A 22,276-nucleotide genomic window follows, 5' to 3' on the forward strand; every position below is an offset into this window, starting at 1 on the left:
GGATCACGATCAGGCAACTGGGCAGTCAACCCACTAAGGATGTGTGAGGTCTCTTCTCCTGCAGCCACGTCCAACCTCTCTTCATTGAATGTCTGGGCGCTTGCTCTGTGGGGGCGCTCAAGGGAATTTCGTATTGTGAGAATAAAATTCTGCTATTCGAGATTACGCACGCCGATCAGGCAGCGTCAACACGGAATGCGGGTTCAATACAGTCAACTCCCCGGCTTCGGTCCAAGCAACCAATTGTGACCCGTCCTACACAGGCGCCAGCCAAGCAACTCTTGACGCTCAGTGATCCACGTCATAAAGTGTTTTCACTATTCAATAACTTGTTTTCATAATGTGGAAACAGTACGAAGTGGAGATCCACGATGCAGACGACTTCATCAGTCGGCGTCACTGGGACTCCGGAAGACGCAGAATCCCACGGCTCTACTCCCGTGGCGGTAGGCAACACAGCCCTGTGCGACATCGCTTCCGAAGCCTCAGGCCGTACCATCAGCCCCAGCCTCTACAACATCGACCTCGCTCCCACCGAGGCCAAGGGCCGCAAGTGGACCAGCTACAGCATTTTCACCCTCTGGGCCAACGACGTCCACAGCCTGGGTAACTATGCCTTTGCGATTGGTCTGTTCTCCCTCGGGCTCGGCGGCTGGCAGATCCTGGTAGCCCTGGGCATTGGAGCAGTGCTGCTCTTCGCCCTCCTGAATTTCTCCGGGTTCATGGGACAGAAGACCGGCGTCCCGTTCCCCGTCATGAGCCGGATCAGCTTCGGCATCCGTGGCGCCCAAATCGCTAGCCTGGTCCGTGGCGCGGTAGCCATTGCCTGGTTCGGCATCCAGACCTACCTGGCGTCCGTGGTCCTCAGGGTCATGCTGGTTGCCATGGCCCCGGGCCTGAAGGACCTGGACAGCAACTCGATCCTGGGGCTGTCCACCCTTGGCTGGATTGCGTTCGTCGGCCTCTGGATTGTCCAGTTGGTCATCGTGAGCTTCGGCATGGAGATGATCCGTAAATACGAGGCCTTCGCGGGTCCCGTGATCCTGGTGACCATGGCTGCCATTGCCGTGTGGGTCTTCGTCGAAGCCGGCGGCGCCATCCAGTGGTCGGGCATCAAGGGCCTTGAGGGCACGGACATGTGGCTGACGATCTTCGCCGGCGGCGCCCTCTGGGTCTCGATTTACGGAACGTTCGTCCTGAACTTCTGCGACTTCACCCGCTCGTCCACCTCAAAGAAGTCGATCGTCCGCGGCAACTTCTGGGGCATCCCCATCAATATGCTCGTGTTCGGCGCCATCGTGGTGGTCATGGCCGGCGGGCAGTACAAGATCAACGGCACGGTCATCGAGAGCCCCTCTGACATTGTCCAGAGCATTCCCAACACCCTCCTGCTGGTCCTTGCCTGCCTGGCTCTGCTGATCCTGACCATCGCCGTGAACCTGATGGCCAACTTCGTGGCCCCCGTCTATGCTCTGACCAACCTGCTCCCCAAGCACCTGAACTTCCGCCGGGCTGCATGGGTCAGCGGCACGATCGGCCTGGTCATCCTGCCGTGGAACCTCTACAACAACCCCATCGTCATTGTGTACTTCCTGGGCGGCCTGGGTGCCTTGCTCGGTCCGCTCTTCGGTGTGGTCATGGCTGACTACTGGCTGGTCCGCCGCGGCAAGGTCAACGTTCCTGAGCTCTACACGGAAGATCCCAAGGGTGCGTACTTCTACAAGCGCGGCGTCAACCCCAGGGCCATCATCGCGATGATCCCGGCCGCGGCACTGGCGATCGCCATCGCCTTCATTCCCGGCCTTGCGGCAGCTGCCCCGTTCGCCTGGTTTATCGGGGCGGGCGTCGCTGCCCTGACGTACTTTGCAGTGGCCGACAAGAAGCAGGCCTTCGACGACGTCTCCGGCGAACCCATCGCGGTTGCCAGCACCCACTAGAGCATTGCAGTAAGGCATGGCCCGTCCTCCCGGTCGTCAAACCGCAGGGCGGGCATTGCCATTGAAAGGAAAACCATGCGCATCCTTGTCGCAAACGTGAACACCACCCAGTCCATGACCGATTCCATTGCTGCCCAAGCACGCGCGGCCGCAGCTCCCGGAACGGAAATCATCGGAATCACCCCGCGCTTCGGGGCCGATTCCTGCGAAGGGAACTTTGAGAGCTATTTGGCTGCCATAGCCGTGATGGACGCCGTGGTGAACTATCCCGAGCCGTTCGACGCCGTGATCCAGGCAGGGTACGGTGAGCACGGCCGCGAGGGCCTGCAGGAACTCCTTGATGTTCCCGTGGTGGACATTACCGAGGCTGCCGCCAGCACCGCAATGTTCCTTGGCCACAAGTACTCCGTAGTCACCACGCTGGACCGTGCTGTGCCGCTCATCGAAGACCGCCTCAAGCTTGCCGGGCTTGACGCACGGTGCGCCTCGGTCCGGGCCAGCGGCATGGCCGTCCTGGAATTGGAGGAGCACCCCGACCGCGCTGTGGAAGCCATCGTGGGCCAGGCCGAAGAAGCTGTCACCCGCGATCACGCCGAAGTGATTGTGCTGGGGTGTGGCGGCATGGCGGGGCTGGACGACCAAATCCGGGAGCGCACCGGCGTGCCGGTAGTGGACGGGGTGGCCGCGGCCGTGACCATCGCCGAGTCCCTGGTCCGCCTTGGCCTCTCCACGTCCAAGGTCCGTACCTACGCGGCGCCCCGGCCCAAGACTGTCATAGGCTGGCCGATAACTGCCGCAGCCCAGACCGCTGCACGCTAGGCAACCCCGTCGAAAGGCAACCACATGAATGACTCACGCCCGCCCGCAGACCGGAGGGTCGCCGTCGTGACCGGGGCAGGTTCCGGTATCGGGAGGGCTGTCGCCCGGCTGATGTTGGCCGAGGGCTACCGCGTTGCGCTGGCCGGGCGCCGTGAGGCGCAGCTGCTGCGGACGGCAGACGGGCATCCGGAGGCCCTTGCGGTGCCATGCGACGTGACAGTGCCCGACGACGTCACGCACCTTTTCGGGGAGGTGCGGCGGCGCTGGGGCCGGGTGGATGTGCTGTTCAACAATGCCGGAATTTTCGGGCCCGCGGGCGACGTGGGGGACATCGACATTGCGGAGTGGGAAGCCACCCTGCGCGTCAACGTGACCGGTTCAATGCTGTGTGCGGCGGAGGCTGTCCGGACCATGAAGGCCCAGGAACCCCAGGGCGGGCGCATCATCAACAACGGCTCCATTGCCGCGCACTCGCCACGGCCGAGGTCTGTTGCTTACGCAGTCACCAAGCACGCCATGACCGGCCTCACCAAGAGCATTGAGCTGGACGGGCGCGGCTTCGGCATCACGTGCGGCCAGATTGATATTGGCAATACCCGCACCGAGATCATGGACACCATCGGTGTGGGCTCAGGCGCCCTGCAGGCCGATGGTTCCCGCAAGGTGGAGCCCATGTTCCCGGTGGAGGACGCAGCCAGGGCTGTGCTGATGATGGCCAACATGCCGGCGTCGGCCAGTGTGGGTTCCGTGGTTGTGACTGCCGCGGGCATGCCGTTCATCGGCCGGGGTTAGGACTTCCCGGCCCTCGGAACTGCCTTCCCCGGAGCCCGCCCGACCACGGCCCGTACCACCACCACCCACTTTCACGCAGCCCAGCCCGCGGCGCGCCCCTTTTCACGGCGTGTCGCGGGCTTTTTGGTGCCAAAGAAGGTGGTGGCGGAACGCAGGCGTGGCATACCAAACAAATTATGACTTCCATAATATGGAAAAGGATTCTCCCCTTGCGGAATGGTGTGACCAGGATTACATTGAAGAAACCCCCTGAAAATCGGGGCTGATCCCAACTGATTGGTTCAGAACAATGAAAATCCCAGACTCTTCGGCGCTGAAGGCGAGTTCGGCGCCGCTGAAGAAGAAGCCCCTGTACAGGTCGCTCTTCTTTCAGATCCTGATCGCTGTCGTCGCAGGTGTACTCATCGGCCACTTCTGGCCGACCATCGGGTCCACCCTCCGGCCCTTGGGCGATGGATTCATTCAACTCATCAAGATGATCATCGCCCCGCTGATCTTCCTCGTGATTGTCACGGGAATCTCAGCAGTCGGCGACGTCAAAGCGGTCGGAAGGGTCGGGGTCAAAGCACTCGTCTACTTCACGGCAGCAACACTTTTCGCCTTGGTCTTCGGACTCATCGTGGGCAACATCGTCCAGCCAGGCGCCGGCCTGAACATCGATCCGGCAACACTGTCCCAGGAAGCACTTAACGCCAAGACCGGGAACGCGCCGCCCAAAGATGCTGCGGCGTTCATCCTGGATGTCATCCCCACCAGTGTGATCGGGGCCTTCGCCAACAACAGCCTGCTTCAGGTGCTCTTCTTCTCCGTCTTCTTCGGCGCAGCGATCGTGGTCATCGGCCGCGAACGGTGCATGCCGGTCATCAGCCTCATGGAAACCGTCCTGGAACTGATCTTCAAGATCATGTCCTGGATCATGAAGGTAGCCCCGATCGGCGCGTTCGGTGCCATGGCTTTCATCATCGGCCAGTACGGACTGGGCACGTTGGGAACGTACGCGCTGCTGATTGCCGCCTGCTACGGCGCCGCCATTGTCTTCATCGCGCTCCTGTTCCTGGTGGCCTGGGGCTTCGCACGGGTCCCGCTGTGGCACTTCCTCAAGTACACCCGCGAGGAATTCCTGCTGGCGCTGGGCACGGCCTCCACCGAGGCCGTCATGCCCCGCATCATGACCAAGCTGACCAACGCCGGTTGCTCCCGTGCAACCACCGGCCTGGTGGTCCCGACCGGCTACTCCTTCAACCTGGACGGCGCTGCGATCTACCTGTCCATCTCGTTGCTGTTCCTGGCGCAGGCGTTCGGTCACAACCTGGACCTCGGACAGCAGCTGGCAGCCCTGGGCGTGCTGCTCCTGACCTCCAAGGGCATGGCAGGCGTGCCGGGCTCATCGTTCCTGGCCCTGTCGGCAACCGCCGCAGCCCTGGGGATCTTCCCGGTGGCCGGCGTCGCACTCCTCCTGGGGGCCGACCGCCTCATGGACTCCATGCGCGTGGTGGTGAACCTGCTCGGCAACTGCGTGGCCACGTTCGTCGTCGCCAAATGGGAGGGCCAGTTTGACCGCAGCGTGATGGTCCGCGCCTTCAAGGGCGAGATCACCAACGAGGACTCGGCCATCATGCTCGGCAAGGAAGACGTCTACGAGGAGCAGGAGCTCGAGCGCATCAGCGACGGGCAGACCCCGTCTCCCAAATTCCGTGGTGGCCCCACGGCGGACAACATTCCCCAGTTCGAAATGAGCAAGAAGGGGCAGGCAAGCAACCCGGTCTGCCCTGACTGAGCGGGCGGTTCCGTAACCGCTGATGCCTCCAGGACCCGCGTCCCGGGGGCATCAGCGGCACTTAAAGCGGAAGCAGGTGGGAAAGATCCGCGCGCAGCCCGGATGCTGCCACCCGGCCTGCCGCCACCGCATCCGCCCACGAAATCCGGCCGGTCACCATCTCAAGCCAGGTGCCGCCGTCGGTCTCTATGACGTTCGGGGGAGTCCCGCGCGTGTGCCGCGGCCCCTCCACACACTGGGTCACGCCGAACGGCGGCACCCGCACCTCCACGGAATTGCCGGGGGCGCGGGCGGTGACCTCCTCCAGGGAGTAGCGGACCGCCGTCGCGATCAAGGAGCGCGACGGCGGCGTCCCGGCTCCGGCGGTTTCGGTACCGGGATGCCCGACGGCGGTTTGCCAGGCTTCCAGCGCGGCGCGGCCCTCCTGGATGTCCACGCGGCGACGTGCAACTGCCATGGTGTCGTTTCTCCTGTTAAGACGAACTAGCCGAGCATGGCGGACACTGCGTGGCCCAGGCGGATCCTGCCCACCTGGCGGCCTCCGCCGAGGACCGGTTCCACCACCCGTTCCAGCACGTTGGACACGGCGGGAACATCCACCGCACCGCTGACGGCCAGCAGGGTCAAGCCCACCAGGGTGGTGGCGCGCAGGTTCCCGTCCAGCATTTTGACGGCCACCGTGGCGCCGGTGGCAGTGGCGAGGACCAGCACGCCTTCGGCGCCGATCTTGGCCAGGATGTCCAGCTCTTCCATCACGATCGTATTGGACTCGCCCCGGCCCTGGACCGCCCAAGGGTAGTCCAGCATGGACGTGGCGATGGTCGCCGCGCGGGCGTTGGAGGTGGAGTCGCCGGGCGACCTGGCGAGGCGGGAGAATGCCCGTGCCAGTCCGGTGAGGGAAACGGCTGCCACGGGTGCGCCGCAACCGTCGATACCCAGGTGCGAGATGGCTTCGCCGCTGTACTCCTCGATGACGGAACGCACACGTTGCTGCAGGGGGTGGTTTGGTTCAAGGTAGCTGCGCAGGTCCCAGCTGTTTTCGGAGCATGCCCAGAGGAACGCCGCGTGCTTGCCGGAGCAGTTGAAGGCGAGCCGGGACCGGCCCTTCTCCGAGCGGACCAACCAGTTGCGGGCCGTTTCATCCTCTGGCCACGTGGCGGGACACTGGAGGTGGTCTTCCTTCAGGCCTGCTCCCTTGAGCATGCCCGCCACCACGTCCATGTGATCCAGGGATCCGGTATGGCTTCCGCAGGCCACAGCCACCTGGGCGCCGCGGAGGGGCACTCCGGACTGCATGGCTGCCAGGGCCTGGAATGGTTTGAGGGTGGAACGGGCCATGACCGGCGCATCGATATCACCCAGGCGGGTGACTACCGAACCGTCTCCCGAGAGGACCACGGCGGCCCCGATGTGCCGGGACTCGATGAAGCCACTGCGTTCGATCACGGCCAGTTCGACGGCGGACTCAACGTTGAACGTTTCATGGGAACTCAGTGGCATGAGGCAAGTCTAGGTTGCCCGGACGCAGGGACGGGTCACGTTGCCCTGTCACGCTGAACGCTGTCGCCGCAACAGCTTAGGCCCCTCGCCGCACACAAAGTACCCTTGAAGACTGTGAAGGTACTCGTCATTGGCCCAGGCGGCCGCGAACACGCCATTGTCCGCTCTCTGCTTGAAGATCCCAACGTGTCCGAGGTCCACGCGGCTCCGGGCAACGCCGGCATCAGCAAACTCGTTCCCACCCACGCGATTGACGGGAACAACCCGGAAGCCGTGTCCGCCCTCGCCACCAAGCTGGGCGTGGACCTGGTTGTCGTCGGCCCGGAAGCTCCGCTCGCCGCGGGTGTCTCCGACGCTGTGCGTGAAGCCGGTATCCCCGTCTTCGGCCCTTCCAAGGAAGCTGCACAACTGGAAGCCTCCAAGGCCTTCGCCAAGCAGATCATGGCCGAAGCCGGTGTGCCCACCGCCATGGCACGGGTCGCTGAGAACGCCGAAGAAGCCGCAGACGCGCTGGACACCTTCGGTGCTCCCTACGTCGTCAAGGACGATGGCCTCGCCGCCGGCAAGGGCGTTGTGGTCACCCGTAACCGGGACGAGGCCCTGGCCCACGCCCAGGCATGCTTCGACGCCGGTGGAACCGTGGTGATCGAGGAGTTCCTGGACGGTCCCGAGGTTTCCCTGTTCGTCCTCTGCGACGGCCACACCACCGTGCCGCTGTCCCCGGCCCAGGACTTCAAGCGCATCTTCGACAACGACGAAGGCCCCAACACGGGCGGCATGGGCGCCTACACGCCGCTCGAGTGGGCCCCTGAAGGGCTCGTGCAGGAAGTCATCGACCGTGTGGCCCAGCCGACCGTGGACGAGATGGCCCGCCGCGGTACTCCTTTCGTCGGTGTGCTCTACTGCGGCCTGGCACTCACCTCCCGCGGAACGCGGGTCATCGAGTTCAACGCACGCTTCGGCGACCCCGAAACCCAGGCCGTCCTCGCCCGTCTCAAGACCCCGCTCGGCGCGCTGCTGCTGGCAGCTGCCAAGGGCGAACTGGACACGGCAGAAGAGCTGCGCTGGTCCAAGGACACGGCAGTCGCCGTCGTCGTTGCCGCCGAAAACTACCCGGACACGCCCCGTACCGGCGACCGCATCCGCGGCCTCAAGAAGGTTGACGAACTGGACGGCGTCCACGTCATCCACGCCGGCACCAAGCTGGACGAAGACGGCAAGGTTGTCTCTGCCGGTGGCCGCGTCCTTGCGGTGGTGGCGCTCGGTTCCGATCTGGTGGACGCGCGCGAAAAAGCGTACGACGGCGTGGAGCTGGTTCAGCTTGAAGGCTCCCAGTACCGTACGGATATCGCAGGCAAGGCAGCGCGCGGCGAAATCAAGGTTCCTTACGGCGCCACCGGCAGCATCCCGAAAGTGCAGGCGTGACCATGACCGATTCCTTGCCCTCCGGCGGGCTTGAAACCAACGCACTGCAGCTGCCCGGCTGGACGCACGTCTACTCCGGCAAAGTCCGCGACCTGTATGTCCCGGCCGACGAATCCATCACGGAGAAGGTCGGCCAGGAGTGCGTCCTGGTGGTGGCCAGTGACCGTATCAGCGCCTACGACCACGTCCTGAGCAGCGAGATCCCAGACAAAGGCCGCGTCCTGACCCAGCTGAGCCTGTGGTGGTTCGAGCAGCTGGATGTCGAGCACCATGTGCTGGCCTCCACGGTCGAGGGCGGTGTCCCCGCCGAGGTCGAAGGCCGGGCCATGATTTGCAAGAAGCTGGACATGTTCCCGGTGGAATGCATCGCCCGCGGCTACCTCACCGGATCAGGCCTGGCTGAATACAAGGAATCCGGTACGGTGTGCAGCATCCCGCTGCCCGGGGGCCTGGTGGATGGTTCCCGCCTGGAGAAGGCCCTGTTCACCCCCTCCGCCAAGGCCGAGGTGGGCGAGCACGACGAGAACATCACCTACGACGACGTCGTGGCGCTGGTGGGCGATGACATCGCGGCCCGGCTCAGCGAGCTGACTCTGAAGATCTACACCCGCGCCGAGGAGATCGCCCGCTCACGCGGCATCATCCTGGCCGACACCAAGGTGGAGTTCGGCATCGACGCAGGCACCGGCATCATCACGCTGGGCGACGAAGTCCTGACCCCGGACTCCTCGCGCTTCTGGGATGCGTCCACGTATGCACCGGGCAAGTCGCAGCCGTCCTACGACAAACAGTACGTCCGCGACTGGCTGACGTCGGATGAGTCGGGGTGGGACAAGTCCTCCGACACTCCGCCGCCGGCCCTCCCGACAGAGGTAGTGGAGCGCACTCGTGCCCGCTACGTCGAGGCGTACGAGAAACTGACGGGCCGCACCTTCGCCTAGCCCTCACCCAACTGGGTCGCAGTAGAGCGCGTTTTGAGCCGTCAAAACGCGCTCTACTGCTACTTAGATGGGCTAGCTGGCTTCTGAATGGGCTTCTGGGTGGGCGGCGGCGCGGCGTTCGGCCAGCCGGATTTCCAGCACCGCATCCATGGCCTGCTGGACCCTGTCCGAGGCTCCGGCGGCGCTGAAGTCGTGTTGCGCCTCTTCGAGGAAATGCAGGGCATCGGAGGTTTCACCGGCGGCCTTGAGGGATTTGCCCAGCAAGAGCGACACTTCGCCGGCCGTGTGGCGGGCCAGGACTTTCCGGTCCTGGTAAATTTCGCGGAGCTTCTGGACTGCGGCAGGAATGTCACCGGTCAAGTACAGCCAGCGGGCGCGGATGAAGGCGACCTCCAGCTGGTCCGTCTTGTTGCCGCCCACGATGGACAGTGCCAGTTCAGCCCGTTCAATGGCGGACAAAGTCTCAGGCTCCACGATGCCCGAGGACAGCCTCACCGCAGCGGAGGCCTTGTTGAACCGTGCCCACAGCTCGATGTCGTTGGCAGGGGAGAGGAGCGAGGCGGCACGCTCGTGGTGCTTGATGCCTTCCGTGTAGTCGTGCCGCATGAACGCAACGTTGCCCACCACCCATGCGACCTCGCCGGCGAGCTGCGACATGGAGTGCTCATCCATGTGCTCGATCATCGCGAGGCAATACTCCCACGCCTCATCCAGTTTGCCGCTCTCCGCCAGCGCACCAATCAACGCGCGGTGCGCGCCAATGATCAGTGTGGATCCCTTGGGCAGCTCACCGCACAGCTCAACAGCCTTTTTGGCATGCTCGACGGCGGTGGCCAGCTGCCCTTGTCCGTGGCAGACAGCGGCAAGCATCTGCCAGGCACGAACACCGAGTCCGGCGGATTCGGTGGCCATGGGGTGCTCCAGCAGGTGCTCCACGATTTGCTGGCATTCCTTCAGCTGGCCCTGCTTCATGACGCATTCGGCCTGCATGTAAGTCATATTCCACCAGGCGCTGTTGTTCTTCGCTTCCAACGCAATCTGGGCTGCGGTTGCAGCGTGGCTCGCAGCAAGCTGGTAGTCCCTGAGATCCCACGCCTGCCGGGCGTAGAGGCCGGCCAGGACGTATTCTGCGTCGCTGACGGACACAGGCTGGCTCCAGGCCTCCAAGGCTTTCGGTGCCAGTTCGAGCCGGCGGGCCAGTTCCTCGATCACTTCAGCCGTCGGTTCCCGGCGGCCGGTCTCCAGCAAGGAGATGTAGCTGGGGGAGTACAGGTTCTTGCCCAGCTCTGCCTGCGTCAACCCGCGTTCGAGCCGTTCGGCACGTAGCTTCTCGCCGAATCCGTTTCCCACGGGGCCCTCCTACACGTGTGATCGAACCAAAACCTTGACAGTCTCTGTGGAAAACATTTTACAATGTATGTCAACAGGGACCGCGCAATTTCCGTAACGAATCCGACTCGCATTGGGGAACATAATGTTCAAAAAACTCGCCGCTTCTGCGGCATTGGCAGGCGCTCTCGCTTTCACGGTTGCGGGCCCCGCAGTCGTCTCTGCAGCTCCCGCTGCGGACTCCAGCTCAACTGTCAGCGCCATTGGCAACTGGCCGGATCCGATGCGTGCATCGGTATCCGCCCCCACCAAGACGACAGAGACCACGTACACCACGTCGTCCATTGGCAACTGGCCTGATCCGATGTAAACAGCACATCCGAAGAAACCCCGGAGCATCACGAGCTGCTCCGGGGTTTCTTTTTGCCCTCGTTGCTGGACCCGCTCAGCGTTGGCAAAGCTTGGCCAGGGGCGCAAAGCCGGGCCCAGCAATGCGAGGTCGCACAAAAGCAGTGTGATTCGAACAAACAAAAATGGCGCCGATTTCTCGACGCCATTTTCGTTTCTTGGTCGGGATGACAGGATTTGAACCTGCGACCTCTTCGTCCCGAACGAAGCGCGCTACCAAGCTGCGCTACATCCCGATCCGCTGCGAAAGCAACTGTTCAAGGATAGCTGAATCGGTGCAGGATGCGAAATCGAGGAGGCGGTGTCCCTGCTCACAAAGGCAGCCCAGCCGCACATCATGTCAGACCAGCGAATCCTTCCATGCACCATGCAGGCGGGCGAACCGTCCGCCACCGGAAATCAACCCGGCAGGGGAGCCATCCTCAACGATCCGCCCATCGTGCACCACCAGCACCCGGTCCGCCGTCTCCACCGTGGAAAGCCGATGGGCAATGATGATCGCAGTCCTCGGCGCGGCTCCGCCGGCGACGCCCTCCAGGAGATTGGCCAGCCCCTCCTGCACCATTCGCTCCGACGGGATGTCCAAGGAGGACGTTGCTTCGTCGAGAATCAGCACCGCCGGTGCTGCCAGGAACGCCCGGGCAAATCCGATGAGTTGTCGTTGACCGGAAGAGACCCGCCCGCCACGCTTATTAACGTCTGTGTCATAGCCGTCGGGCAGTCCGGCGATGAACTCGTGCGCGCCCACGGCCTTGGCAGCAGCTTCGATCTCCGCGCGCGAAGCTTCCGGCCGGCCCAGCGCGATGTTGTCGGCCACCGAGCCGCTGAACAGGAACGCCTCCTGGGTCACCATCACCACAGATCGGCGAAGATCGGTGGTGGAGAGGTCCCGCAGGTCAATGCCATCCAGGGTGATAGACCCAGAGGTGACGTCATAGAAACGGGCAATGAGCTTGGCCAGCGTTGATTTTCCGGCACCTGTCTGTCCCACCAGGGCCACTGTCTGCCCCGCCGGAATGTGCAGATCGAGCGAAGGGACAACAGTCTTGCCTTCGCCGTATCCGAACTCCACGCCGTTGAAGTCGATTGCACCCCGTGGATTCTTCAACGCCACGGGATTTTTAGGTGGCCGGACCGTGGGAACCTCTTCCAAGAGCCCGGATACCTTTTCCAGGGCCGCCTGCGCGCTTTGGAAGGAGTTGTAGAACATGGCCATCTGGTCCACAGGCTGGAAGAACCGCTTCGTGGACAAGATCAGGGCCAGCAGGACACCAACTTCCAGATCTCCGCCCAACACCCGGAAACCTCCGACCAACAAGACTACGGCTACGCACACGTTCCCGATCAGCACCAGGCCAGGCTGCAGCACCCCGTTTAGGAAGATCGATCGGACTGTGTTCTTCCGGTAAGCCTCGGCAACCTCGCCGTAGGTCCGGGCGTTTTCGCGTTCCTTGCGGAAAGCCTTGACGGCCCGGATACCGGTCATGGTCTCCACGAAGTGCACAATGAGCCGGGCAGAAACAACCCTGGACTCGCGGAAGGCGATCTGCGAGTGCTTCTGGTACCAGCGGGCCAGGAGGAACATGGGCACGCCGGCACCCAGCATGATCAAGCCGCTCCGCCAATCCAGGGCGAACACGGTAATGGCCGTAAAAACCATGAACAGCAGGCCGGAAGCCAAGGAGCTGACGCCCGAGTCCAAGAGTTCGCGGAGCGCCTCCAAGTCTGAAGTTTGCCGGGCAATGATGCGGCCGGACGTGTACTTCTCGTGGAACTCAAGGCTCAGCCGCTGGGTATGCCGGAAGACGCGTACCCGCAGGTCCAGCAACATGGCCTGGCTGAGCTTTGCCGTGGACGTGACGTAGAGCGACGTCAGCCCGGCCGTGGCGATGGCTGCGCCCAAGTAGAGCACTCCCACCAGCACCAGCGGTCCGTTGTTCCCGGCCTGCAGCGCGGGAAGCGCGTTGTCGATGCCGAAAGCTATCAGGGCGGGTCCCGCCACCCGGGCGAGCTGTGAAACAACCACCACCACGATCGTCAGCCAGAAACGCAAGCGAACGGGCCGGATGAGCGACCCAAGCAAGGTGAGCGACCGGCGTCGTACGGCTTTGCTGTCCGCTTTGCTGAGGTGGGTGTTGTCCTCGTTGGCCGTTCCAAAGGTTGTGGCGCTCACCGGCGGGCCTCCTCGGCTTCTTCGAGCTCGTCCAGTTCGGAGTCCAGGTCCTTCGGACCAGTGTCCAGGCTCGCGATGACGTAGCGGTAGTGGGCGTTGCCGGCCAGCAGTTCCGAATGGGTCCCGACGGCGGTGATGGTTCCGTTTTCGAGCAGGGCAACCCGGTCCGCCAATGCCACAGTGGACGGACGGTGGGCGACGATCAGCGTGGTGGTGTCGTGGAGAACATCACGCAGCCGCGCCTCCACCCGCTCTTCCGTGTTCACGTCCAGGGCAGAGAGGGGATCGTCCAGCACCAGGACTTTCGGCTTGGCGGCTATGGCCCGGGCCAAAGCGATCCTTTGCCTCTGACCGCCGGAGAGGCTCAGGCCTTCCTCACCGATCAGGGTGTCCACGCCGTCCGGGAGCGAGTAGGCGAACTGCGCCTGGGCAACGTCCAGGGCCTCGTCCAGGGCGGCGTCCGTTGGCTCAGGTGCTCCCAGCAACACGTTGTCCCGCACGGAGCTGGAGAACAGCGTGGTGTCCTCGAAGGCAACGGCCACGATCCGGCGAAGATCCTCCAGGTCCATGTCCCGGACATCCACACCATCGATCATCACGGACCCCTCCGTTACCTCGTAGAGACGGGGGACCAACTGGAGGAGTGCGCTCTTGCCGCTGCCGGTGATGCCCACCAGGGCCATCGTCTCGCCGGGACGAATCTCCAGATTGATATCGCGCAGGAGGGTGCCGCCGTCGTCGTACCCGAAGCCCGCTTGCTCGAAGCGCAAGGCACCCTTGACAGCCGACGGTGTGGCGGGCTTGTCCGGCGAGGTGATGGTGTTGGGCGTATCCATGACCTCAAAATGGCGGTCCAACGCCGTCTTGGCGGTCAGGGCCATGGCCAGGAGCATGCCGGAGAATTCCACCGGCGTGGCAACCACGGCGGCCGTTGCGAAGAATGCCACCAGCGAGCCGATGCTCAGCTGGCCCGACGCCGCCAGCATGATTCCTACCACCAGTCCAACCCCCAGCGCGAGCTCCGGCAGGAGCGTCACCACCAGCGTGAAACCGGCCTGTTGCTTGGCTTTCGCGATTTCCGTCTGCCGCAGTTCCTCCGCCTGGCCATTGAAGTTCTCCAACGCTTCGCGGCTTCGTCCGAAGGCCTTCAGGACGCGGATGCCGTGGACGGACTCCTCCACGGTGGTAGCGAGGTCGCCGGCCTGGTCCTGGCTAAGCCTGGTGACCAGGCTGAAGCGCCGTCGGAAGCGGAACGAGTTGATCATGATGGGCACGGCGGCGGCGAGGAAAATCAGCGCCAGTTGCCAGCTCATGGTGAACATGACGCCCACGCCGATGATCACCGTCAGAGTGGTGACCACCAGCATGATCGCGCCGAACGCCATCCAGCGGCGCAGAAAGCTCAGGTCCGTCATGGCACGCGACAGCAACTGCCCGGAACCCCAACGATCGTGGAAAGAGACCGTCAGTTGCTGCAGGTGCCCGTACAGTGACACCCGCATCCTGGTCTCGACTGTCGTGGCCGGGTTGATGACGAACTGGCGTCGCAGCGCCACTAACCCTGCTTCCGCCACGCCCAACGCAAGGATGACGACGGCGGCAGTCCAGACAGCGCCCGGGTCACCGCCGGGTTGGAGCGAATTATTGACCAGGACCCGCAGGACCTGGGGGATGGACAGCGCCACGATGCTGGCCAGCAGGGCACAGAGCAGGCCCATGAACAACCGGGGAAGGATAGGCCGCACGTGGGGGTACAGGCGGCCGACGGAGGTAAAGAATGACGTTTGCTTGGACATGCCCGCTTCTCAACAGCTGGATCTTCAGGTGGTGCGGAGGTAGTTTCCCGTAGCAACCACCCTATGCCATGCCGTGACTCGGTTCACAGGTCAGCGTGGGCGCGGTGAAATGTTTGACCAGTTATTGGAGTTTGTAATGCTGCCCTTGGTTTTAGTTGCGGGACGTCAGCGTCAGCAGCACCGCTTCCGGGCGGCAGGCGATGCGGACCGGAGCAAAGCGGGACGTGCCGATGCCGCCGGAGACGTTGACCGGCGTCGTGTAAATATCGTTCTGCCAATCGTGCAGGCCTTTGGCGCGCCACGTGGGGAGGTCGCAGTTGGAGACGAGCGCGCCGTAGCCGGGAATGCAGATCTGGCCGCCGTGGGTGTGTCCGGCGAGAATCAGGTCCGCCTCGGCTTCCGTGAAATGGTCCAAAACACGTTGGTAGGGAGCATGGATGACCGCCACGCGGAGGTGTGGCCTGGCATCCTGGTTTACGGTGCCGCGGGGCCAACCTGCGTAGCGTTCGCGTTTGAGGTGTGGATCATCAACGCCGGAGAAATCGAGGCGTAAGCCGTTGAGGACGAGCGATTGCGCACGATTTGTCAGGTCTACCCAGCCCGCCATCCCGAAGGCGGAGCGCAGCCTGGGCCAGTCGAGTTTTACCGGCTCTGCCTTGTGCTTCGAAGGCCCTCGGAAGTAGCCCGCCGGGTTCTTGAGCCGGGGGGCGTAATAGTCGTTGGATCCCGGGACGAAAACACCCGGGAACTGCATCAGGGGCCTGAGTGCCTCGACCAGGGGATCAATGGCCTTGGCATGACTGAGGTTGTCGCCGGTATTGACCACGAGGTCCGGCTTGAGATCGGCCAGGGATTGCAGCCACTGTGCCTTTTTATCCTGACCTGGAACGAAGTGGATGTCGCTCAGGTGCAGTACCCGCAGCGGGTCAAAACCCTCCGGGAGAATGGGGAGGGTTTCGTTCCTGATGCCGAATTGATCCTTCTCCCACCAACCGTAGGCAGCAGTTACCGCCCCCGCGGTAGCCCCAAGAACTGTCGTGACGGCGAAACCGCGCCCAAGGGTGCGGACGCGGTTTGCCAGGGAGTCAGGAAAAGGCACTATTGGTCAGTCCTTATCGTTGTTGCCATTACCGTTGCCGTTGCCATTTCCGTTGTTGCCGCTGTTCCCGCCGGTATTGCCGCCGTTGGACGGGGCGTTGTTGTTCGGCGTGGAAGGCGCAGGGGTGGTGTTGCGCTGCGGTGCTCCGCCGCCAAGGAGGTTCGACGGAGGTGCCGGGAAAGGATTGGTTCCATACGCCGGTGCGACCGACAGCATGTAGTTGGTGAACTGCGGACCAGCGATCATGTAACCGTCGATCGCTTGGTAGTACTTGCCGTTGACGGTCATATTCCGACCGGGCCGGGATTGGTCGCCCAGCGGATCGCCGAACCAGGAAGCCGTTGCAAGGCCGGTGGTGTAACCCACCACCCAGGTGGAGCCGTTGGTGTCGTTGGTACCGGTCTTGGCTGCGACAGGGAAGTTGTTTCTTGTGGACAGAGACGGCCTGATCAGGGAGCCGGAACCAGCATTGAGGACTTCCTGCATAGCATAGGCCACACCACGGGCCACGTCCGGCTTGACGGCGTCCTTGCAGTTGGATGCCTGGGCGGGAAGCTCAGCACCCGCCTGGTCCTTGACCGAGGTGATGGCGATCGGCTCGCAGTACTTGCCGTCGGCAGCGAACGTGGCAAACGCAGCTGCCATGGTCAGGGGTGCGGTCTGGGTGGCACCGATCAGGTTCGAGAGCCGGGTCATCGGAACCTGCGGGTTGGGGTCCGTGATCTTGCCTTCCTTGTCGCGCATGGGGAGGCCGCCGTGGATACCTGTTGCGTCAACAATCTTCTGAATGCCACACAAATCCACCTGGGCTGCGGAAGCGAACGTTGCCGTGTTGATGGAGTTCATGAGGCCATACAGGACGGTCATGTTGCGGTAGTAACCCTGATCGGAGTTCTGCAAGTCGAAGCTGCCCGGAACGGTTGCGTCATAGAAACCATCCGTCGGGGTTGGGCAGGTGTTGCGCCAAGGGAAATTCACCCCATACCTACGCACCGATGCATTGACGTTCTGGTTCATCGACTTGCCCTCGTTCAGCCACTCGGCGAACGTAAAAGGCTTCATCGTCGAGCCGGGCTGGAAGCCACCGATGCCGTTCAGGTCATTGCCGTTGGCGTCCAGGACGTCCACGTTGAAGTTCTGGGTCTGATCGAACTTGCCTTCTTGCGGCAGCCAAACAGTGTTCTGGGCCATGCTGACAATCTGGCCTGTGCCGGGCTGGACGGAGACGAGCGAGGCGCCCCACTTGTCCGGGTTGGCACCGGCAGTCGCATCCACCTGCTGCTGGGCAACTGTCTGGGCCGTCGGGTCCAGGGTGGTCTGGATGGTCAGGCCACCGCGCATGACACGCTTTTCGCGGTCATCCTGCGTTTCGCCGTAAGCGGGGTTGTTCAGGAGGAGGTGAAGCACGTAGTCGCAGAAGTACGGTGCCATGGTGGCGTAGGCACAACCTTGGCGTGCGGGAGTGACCTTGGTAGTCACGGGGGTGGCCACGGCCTCGTCGTATTCGGCCTGGGTGATCTTGTTCTGGTTGACCATGGCGGCCAGTACCAGGTCCCGGCGCTTCTTGGCGTTGTCCGGGTTGGCAATGGGATCAAAAGCGGACGGGCTGTTCACCAAGCCGGCCAGAAGGGCAGCCTGGGGAAGGGTCAGGTCCTTCGCCGAGGTGCTGAAGAAGAACTTGGATGCAGCTTCAATGCCGTAAGCATCACGGTTGAAGAACACGATGTTCAAGTAGCCCTCAAGGATCTGCTCCTTGGAGAACTTCTTCTCCAGAGCGATCGCCAGCTTCATTTCGCGGAGCTTGTCGCCCACGCCCTTGTTGTAGCCGTTGAGCTTGACGTCGTCTTCCTTGCCGGACGCCACCAGTGACTCGTTGATGACGTTGTTCACGTACTGCTGGGTGATGGTGGAAGCACCCTGCTTGTTGCCGCGGGCGGTGCTGACAAGGGCACGCATGATACCCGTGGTGTCGATACCGCCGTGGTCATAAAATCGGCTGTCCTCGATGGCTATGACAGCGTCCTTGATGAACGGGCTCATTTGGTCCAGCGGAACCTTGGTACGGTTCTCTGCGTAGATGGACGCAATGGGTGTACCGTCCTTGGCCAGGATCGTGGTGTTCTGGCTGGGCGGGTCGACCTGCAGTTCCGCGGGCAGCGTGTCAAAGAACTGGATGGAACCACTTGCGGCACTGCCTGAGACTGCGGCCGCGGGAACCAGAAGTCCAGCTACCAGCACGCCACAGATCGCACTCACGCCAAGGAAACCGAGAATCTTTCCGAGGGTGGTGGCAGTGTCGAATATGGGGTTCTTGCGAGTCACCATGTTTTCCACTTTACCGGCAAGGGCTAGGCTTTCTGTCATGACCAAATGGGAGTACGCCACGATTCCGCTCATTATCCATGCCACAAAGCAGATCCTGGACCAGTGGGGCGAGGACGGCTGGGAGCTTGTTCAGGTCGTCGGTGGACCCGATGGCAAAGGCCTTGTCGCATACCTTAAGAGGGAGAAGCAGTAACCATGACAACCCCCGCAGACACCACTACTCCCGCGGAATCCGGCACCCCCACATCCGCTGTCGAACAGCGACTGGCCGAGCTTGGCCTGACCCTTCCGGAGGTCGCCGCGCCGGTTGCCGCCTACGTGCCGGCCGTTGTGTCCGGCAACTACGTCTACACCTCGGGACAGTTGCCCTTTATTAACGGCAAACTCGAAGCTACGGGCAAAGTGGCCACCGGCGAACTCGGCGCTTCGGATGAGTCCACGGTGGATCCCCAGGACGCAAAGCGCTACGCAGGTGTATGCGCGATCAACGCCCTGGCAGCCGTCAAGAGCGTCATTGGCGACCTCGACCGGGTGACCCGCATCGTGAAGGTTGTGGGATTCGTCTCCTCCGACCCGAGCTTCACCGGCCAGCCCGGCGTCATTAACGGCGCGTCCGAACTCCTGGGCCAGGTCTTCGGTGACGCAGGCGTGCACGCACGTTCCGCCGTCGGCGTTTCTGTTCTGCCGCTCGACTCTCCGGTTGAGGTCGAGCTCATTGCTGAATTCAGCTAAGGAGCCGGTTCACTCAAGTGCCGCAACTTGCCCGACGCTCGTTCGTACTGCCTCCGGAACTTGAAGGCGCAGCACGCAACTGGTTTGAACTTGGCGAGCGGACACCCCGTGCCGCGCGCTATGCATCATCTGTTGTCCTTTTGCGGGACTCGCCCAACGGTTTGGAGACCTGGCTTGGCTACAGGCCAGGCTCTTCGCCGTTGGGCGTTGTCGCGTTCCCCGGCGGCTCGCTTCAACCCAGCGACGACGACCCCGTCGGTTGGGTTGGTCCCTCGCCCCAGTATTGGGCCGAGCAGATGGGAACGGACGACGTCGGACTCGCCCGCCGTCACGTGGTGGGAGCCATCCGTGAGCTCTTCGAAGAAACCGGCGTCCTGCTCGCAGGGCCGGATGCCTCGTCCACGATTGAAGCGAACTCGACCGCTGAGTGGATGAAGACCCGCGAAGCCGTGGCTTCCCAGGAGAAGTCCTTCACGGAGATGCTGGCCAAGCGCGGCCTCTCCCTCCGGACGGACCTCTTGAAACCCTTGGTCAACTGGCTCAGTCCTGACTTTGCCCACACCCGTTTCAATACCCGGTACTTCGCGGCCACTGTCCCCGTGAACCAGCAGCCCGGCATTCTGGGCAGCAAGGGTGTGTGGGGCCGATGGGTCAGCGCTTCCGAAGCCATCGCCCTGCGCGACACCACGGCCCTGGGCGACGAAGTGGGCCAGGACAACACTGTGGGTCTTACTCTGGGGCAGCTCATGGTTCCGGGTTCAGAGATCATGCTGGAGAAAATGGCCCACGCCAACGGCTGCATCGCCTACCTGAGCTACAAGCGCAAGGCCCATGTGTACCAGCCCAAACTTGTGGACGAGGGCGGGCAGCTGATGCTCGAAGTCGAAGCCGCCAGGACCTCCCCCGGAGACTCCCAGCGCGACCGCTGACCCCACCCCCGGATGCTCTCTCGCATCCCGGCGGTTTTCCGGCGTTCCTCCCGCACCAACAAAAAAGGCCGCCCCGGTTCCACGAACCGGTGCGGCCTTTCCCAACGTGTTTAGCGGGAGCGCTGGCGCAGTCGCTGCATGTCAAGAATGACCACCGCGCGGGCTTCCAAGCGAAGCCAACCGCGCTGGACGAACTCGGCCAGGGCCTTGTTGACGGTTTCGCGGGAAGCGCCCACCAGCTGGGCCAGTTCTTCCTGCGTGAGCTCGTGCGCCACCAGGACACCATCCGTGGCGGGACGGCCGAAGCGGTCGGCCAGGTCCAGGAGGGCCTTGGCGACACGGCCTGGTACGTCCGAGAAGACAAGGTCGGACAGCGAGTCGTTGGTGCGGCGCAGGCGGCGGGCAAGGGCCTGCAGCAGCTGGGCGGAAACCTCGGGGCGGGTCCGGAGCAGCGAGTTGAGGCTCTCGTTCTTCAGGCCTGCCAGTCGCGTTTCGGACACAGCCGTTGCCGTTGCAGTACGGGGGCTCGGGTCGAAGAGAGCCATCTCGCCGAAGAGTTCACCCGGGCCAAGGATGGCCAGGAGGGACTCGCGTCCGTCGGGGGAAGTGCGGCCGAGCTTAACCTTGCCGGAAACGATGAAGTACAGCTGGTCACCCTGGTCGCCTTCGCGGAACACCGACGCTCCGCGGGAAAGGTCCACCTCGGTGAGCTCGTCCGTCAGCAGGCGGAAAGCGTCGTCGTCAAGGGTGGCGAAGAGGGGTGCGCGGCGCAATACCTCGATGTCCATGAAATCTCCTGAGTATAAGTTTCGGTCGTGGCGCTCCAGCCATTGTTTCAGAATTTTTGTGCTCTTGTGACGTACTTGGCACGCGAAACGCTGAAACGACGCGGTTTTCAGGCAGGCAGCCCCGGAAGTGACGGCGGGAAAGGTCCCGGATCGTGACCGGACTAACGGTTTCCTGTCAGGGTCCACCTCTAGAATTGGCGCTACCCGGCTGCAAGGAGCATTGGTGTTTGGCTTGACGATACTGGATCTGGCATTGATTCTGATGCTGCTTTCCTACCTGATCTATGGCCTGCGCAACGGGTTCCTGGTAACGCTCGGCGGTATTGCCGGCTTTATCGTCGGCGCCATCGCGGCGTTCATGGCGGTACCGCTGGTCAGTAACTGGGTGGGCGACAGCTCCTGGAGGCTGACCGCCACGGTGGGGGCCGCCGTCGTACTTATTGCGCTGGGGCATGGGCTGGGAACCATGATCGGGCGCAAGGTCCGCCACGCGGTCCGCATCAAACCGTTGCATGCAGCTGACCGGTTGATCGGCGGCGTGGTCAGTGTGGTGGTTGCGGCGTTGGTCATGTCCATGCTTGCCTTCAGCATCAGTTCTCTGGGCGTGCCGTTCGTGTCACAGCAACTGGCCCAGTCCCGTGTGATCCGGTACATCGATTCCCTGACTCCGAATCCCGTCAAAGCCACCATGGCCCAGCTGCGCTCAACCGTGATCGGCGACGGCATACCCAAGCTCATTGAAGGCATCGGCCCGGCCACGCCGGTGACCATTCCCAACGAGTCCACGGATACGCCCGCCCTCAACCGGGCAGCGGAATCGGTCTTGAGGATCGCGGGTACGGCTTTCGAATGCGGCCAGAACCAAACAGGTTCAGGATTCGTGGTGTCGCCCGGGCGTGTTGTCACCAACGCGCACGTGGTGGCCGGGGTGCCGCAACCTGTAGTGGAAGTGCCCGACGGCGGTGCGTTGCCGGGTCGGGTGGTCTACTTCGACTCCCAGCGGGATATAGCTGTTGTGGCCGTTGACGGACTGTCCGCCGAGCCGCTTCCCTTGAGCGCTGACCTTCCGCCCGGCAGTTCTGCGGCGTTTGCCGGGTACCCGCACGGTGGTCCGTTCCAGTCGAAGCCAGCCACGGTCCAGGGGATCTCGACCATTCTTGTGCCGGATATTTACGGCAACAACCCCTCGCCCGAGCTGGTCTACAAGTTGGCCGGCGATGTTCAACCGGGTAACTCCGGTGGACCGCTGCTGACCGTGCAGGGACAGGTTGCCGGATTGATCTTCGCCAAGACCACCACGGATGCTGCGCTGGGCTTTGCGTTGACCATGGCAGATGTCGAGCCGGTGGCTGCCCAGGCCCCGGCCCTCAGCCAACCCGTCTCGCCGGGGCAGTGCACCCGAAAGTAGGCTGACCCTGGGCGCGATTTCCGATCCTCGTTACCTTTTTCGTAGCCCGTTTCCTGGTGCAGGATGTGGGTGTGCTGGCCTGCTGGTCCCGGCATGAT

The 22,276-nt window shown here is 63.1% G+C and carries 19 protein-coding genes and 1 tRNA gene; 11 read left to right on the forward strand and 9 right to left on the reverse strand.

Going from position 1 to position 22,276, the window contains the following annotated elements:
* Positions 1 to 371: 371 nt before the first annotated feature.
* The 4 genes from ACSVIE_RS20325 (at position 372) to ACSVIE_RS20340 (ending at position 5,325) form a co-directional block, all read left to right on the forward strand.
* Entirely contained in the window at positions 372 to 1,937 is a 1,566-nt protein-coding gene (locus tag ACSVIE_RS20325; protein WP_442425049.1) for an NCS1 family nucleobase:cation symporter-1, read from the forward strand.
* A 75-nt stretch (positions 1,938 to 2,012) separates the two neighbouring features.
* Positions 2,013 to 2,756 carry an aspartate/glutamate racemase family protein gene (locus tag ACSVIE_RS20330; protein WP_442425050.1) on the forward strand — a complete coding sequence of 248 codons (744 nt, stop codon included), beginning with the start codon at positions 2,013 to 2,015 and terminating at the stop codon, positions 2,754 to 2,756.
* 24 nt (positions 2,757 to 2,780) lie between these two features.
* Complete coding sequence (locus ACSVIE_RS20335) at positions 2,781 to 3,548, forward strand: SDR family oxidoreductase (protein ID WP_442425051.1); 768 nt, start codon at positions 2,781 to 2,783, stop codon at positions 3,546 to 3,548.
* Between the two features lie 289 nt (positions 3,549 to 3,837).
* Positions 3,838 to 5,325 (forward strand): cation:dicarboxylate symporter family transporter, encoded by a 1,488-nt coding sequence (locus ACSVIE_RS20340; protein WP_426003994.1) that lies wholly within the window; start codon positions 3,838 to 3,840, stop codon positions 5,323 to 5,325.
* Between the two features lie 61 nt (positions 5,326 to 5,386).
* Here ACSVIE_RS20340 and ACSVIE_RS20345 read toward each other — a convergent pair whose 3' ends face one another.
* Positions 5,387 to 5,782 (reverse strand): sterol carrier family protein, encoded by a 396-nt coding sequence (locus ACSVIE_RS20345; RefSeq protein WP_442425052.1) that lies wholly within the window; start codon positions 5,780 to 5,782, stop codon positions 5,387 to 5,389.
* 26 nt (positions 5,783 to 5,808) lie between these two features.
* Positions 5,809 to 6,825, reverse strand: coding sequence for an asparaginase (locus ACSVIE_RS20350; protein WP_442425053.1), 1,017 nt, complete (start codon positions 6,823 to 6,825; stop codon positions 5,809 to 5,811).
* A gap of 114 nt (positions 6,826 to 6,939) precedes the next feature.
* Between ACSVIE_RS20350 and purD the strand changes: the two genes are divergently transcribed.
* A complete protein-coding gene (purD, locus tag ACSVIE_RS20355) occupies positions 6,940 to 8,250 on the forward strand; it encodes a phosphoribosylamine--glycine ligase (protein WP_426007602.1) in 1,311 nt (436 codons plus the stop codon).
* Between the two features lie 2 nt (positions 8,251 to 8,252).
* Complete coding sequence (locus tag ACSVIE_RS20360) at positions 8,253 to 9,191, forward strand: phosphoribosylaminoimidazolesuccinocarboxamide synthase (protein ID WP_426003991.1); 939 nt, start codon at positions 8,253 to 8,255, stop codon at positions 9,189 to 9,191.
* Between the two features lie 72 nt (positions 9,192 to 9,263).
* On the opposite strand, the gene ACSVIE_RS20365 is transcribed toward ACSVIE_RS20360, so the two are convergent.
* The gene (locus tag ACSVIE_RS20365) at positions 9,264 to 10,541 is read right to left on the reverse strand and encodes a helix-turn-helix domain-containing protein (protein ID WP_426003990.1); all 1,278 of its coding nucleotides are present in this window, start codon (positions 10,539 to 10,541) and stop codon (positions 9,264 to 9,266) included.
* A gap of 124 nt (positions 10,542 to 10,665) precedes the next feature.
* On the opposite strand from ACSVIE_RS20365, the gene ACSVIE_RS20370 reads away from it, so the two are divergent.
* The gene (locus tag ACSVIE_RS20370) at positions 10,666 to 10,890 is read left to right on the forward strand and encodes a hypothetical protein (RefSeq protein WP_442425054.1); all 225 of its coding nucleotides are present in this window, start codon (positions 10,666 to 10,668) and stop codon (positions 10,888 to 10,890) included.
* Between the two features lie 197 nt (positions 10,891 to 11,087).
* On the opposite strand, the gene ACSVIE_RS20375 is transcribed toward ACSVIE_RS20370, so the two are convergent.
* The 5 genes from ACSVIE_RS20375 to ACSVIE_RS20395 form a co-directional block, all read right to left on the reverse strand.
* Positions 11,088 to 11,164 (reverse strand) — tRNA-Pro (locus tag ACSVIE_RS20375).
* Between the two features lie 104 nt (positions 11,165 to 11,268).
* Positions 11,269 to 13,101, reverse strand: coding sequence for an ABC transporter ATP-binding protein (locus ACSVIE_RS20380; RefSeq protein ID WP_426003987.1), 1,833 nt, complete (start codon positions 13,099 to 13,101; stop codon positions 11,269 to 11,271).
* Positions 13,098 to 14,897 (reverse strand): ABC transporter ATP-binding protein, encoded by a 1,800-nt coding sequence (locus ACSVIE_RS20385; protein ID WP_442425055.1) that lies wholly within the window; start codon positions 14,895 to 14,897, stop codon positions 13,098 to 13,100. The genes ACSVIE_RS20380 and ACSVIE_RS20385 overlap by 4 nt, the downstream gene beginning before the upstream one ends.
* 151 nt (positions 14,898 to 15,048) lie before the next feature.
* Positions 15,049 to 15,996, reverse strand: coding sequence for a metallophosphoesterase (locus tag ACSVIE_RS20390; RefSeq protein ID WP_442425056.1), 948 nt, complete (start codon positions 15,994 to 15,996; stop codon positions 15,049 to 15,051).
* A 6-nt stretch (positions 15,997 to 16,002) separates the two neighbouring features.
* Positions 16,003 to 18,321: a transglycosylase domain-containing protein gene (locus ACSVIE_RS20395; RefSeq protein ID WP_442425057.1), complete on the reverse strand. Its 2,319-nt coding sequence runs from the start codon at positions 18,319 to 18,321 to the stop codon at positions 16,003 to 16,005.
* Between the two features lie 37 nt (positions 18,322 to 18,358).
* On the opposite strand from ACSVIE_RS20395, the gene ACSVIE_RS20400 reads away from it, so the two are divergent.
* The 3 genes from ACSVIE_RS20400 to ACSVIE_RS20410 are packed head-to-tail and all read left to right on the forward strand — an operon-like array spanning position 18,359 to position 19,982.
* Positions 18,359 to 18,514 carry a DUF4177 domain-containing protein gene (locus ACSVIE_RS20400; RefSeq protein ID WP_011775990.1) on the forward strand — a complete coding sequence of 52 codons (156 nt, stop codon included), beginning with the start codon at positions 18,359 to 18,361 and terminating at the stop codon, positions 18,512 to 18,514.
* 2 nt (positions 18,515 to 18,516) lie between these two features.
* Positions 18,517 to 19,053 carry a RidA family protein gene (locus ACSVIE_RS20405; protein WP_442425058.1) on the forward strand — a complete coding sequence of 179 codons (537 nt, stop codon included), beginning with the start codon at positions 18,517 to 18,519 and terminating at the stop codon, positions 19,051 to 19,053.
* A gap of 17 nt (positions 19,054 to 19,070) precedes the next feature.
* On the forward strand, positions 19,071 to 19,982 hold the full coding sequence (locus tag ACSVIE_RS20410; RefSeq protein ID WP_442425059.1) for an NUDIX hydrolase: 912 nt from the start codon (positions 19,071 to 19,073) through the stop codon (positions 19,980 to 19,982).
* 110 nt (positions 19,983 to 20,092) lie between these two features.
* On the opposite strand, the gene ACSVIE_RS20415 is transcribed toward ACSVIE_RS20410, so the two are convergent.
* Positions 20,093 to 20,770, reverse strand: a complete 678-nt coding sequence (locus tag ACSVIE_RS20415; protein WP_003797871.1) for a Crp/Fnr family transcriptional regulator — start codon at positions 20,768 to 20,770, stop codon at positions 20,093 to 20,095.
* 223 nt (positions 20,771 to 20,993) lie between these two features.
* On the opposite strand from ACSVIE_RS20415, the gene ACSVIE_RS20420 reads away from it, so the two are divergent.
* Positions 20,994 to 22,178, forward strand: a complete 1,185-nt coding sequence (locus ACSVIE_RS20420; RefSeq protein WP_442425060.1) for a MarP family serine protease — start codon at positions 20,994 to 20,996, stop codon at positions 22,176 to 22,178.
* Positions 22,179 to 22,276: the final 98 nt, after the last annotated feature.

It is taken from the genome of Paenarthrobacter sp. NCHU4564 (genome assembly GCF_052156435.1).
In the GTDB taxonomy this organism is placed as follows: Bacteria; Actinomycetota; Actinomycetes; order Actinomycetales; family Micrococcaceae; genus Arthrobacter.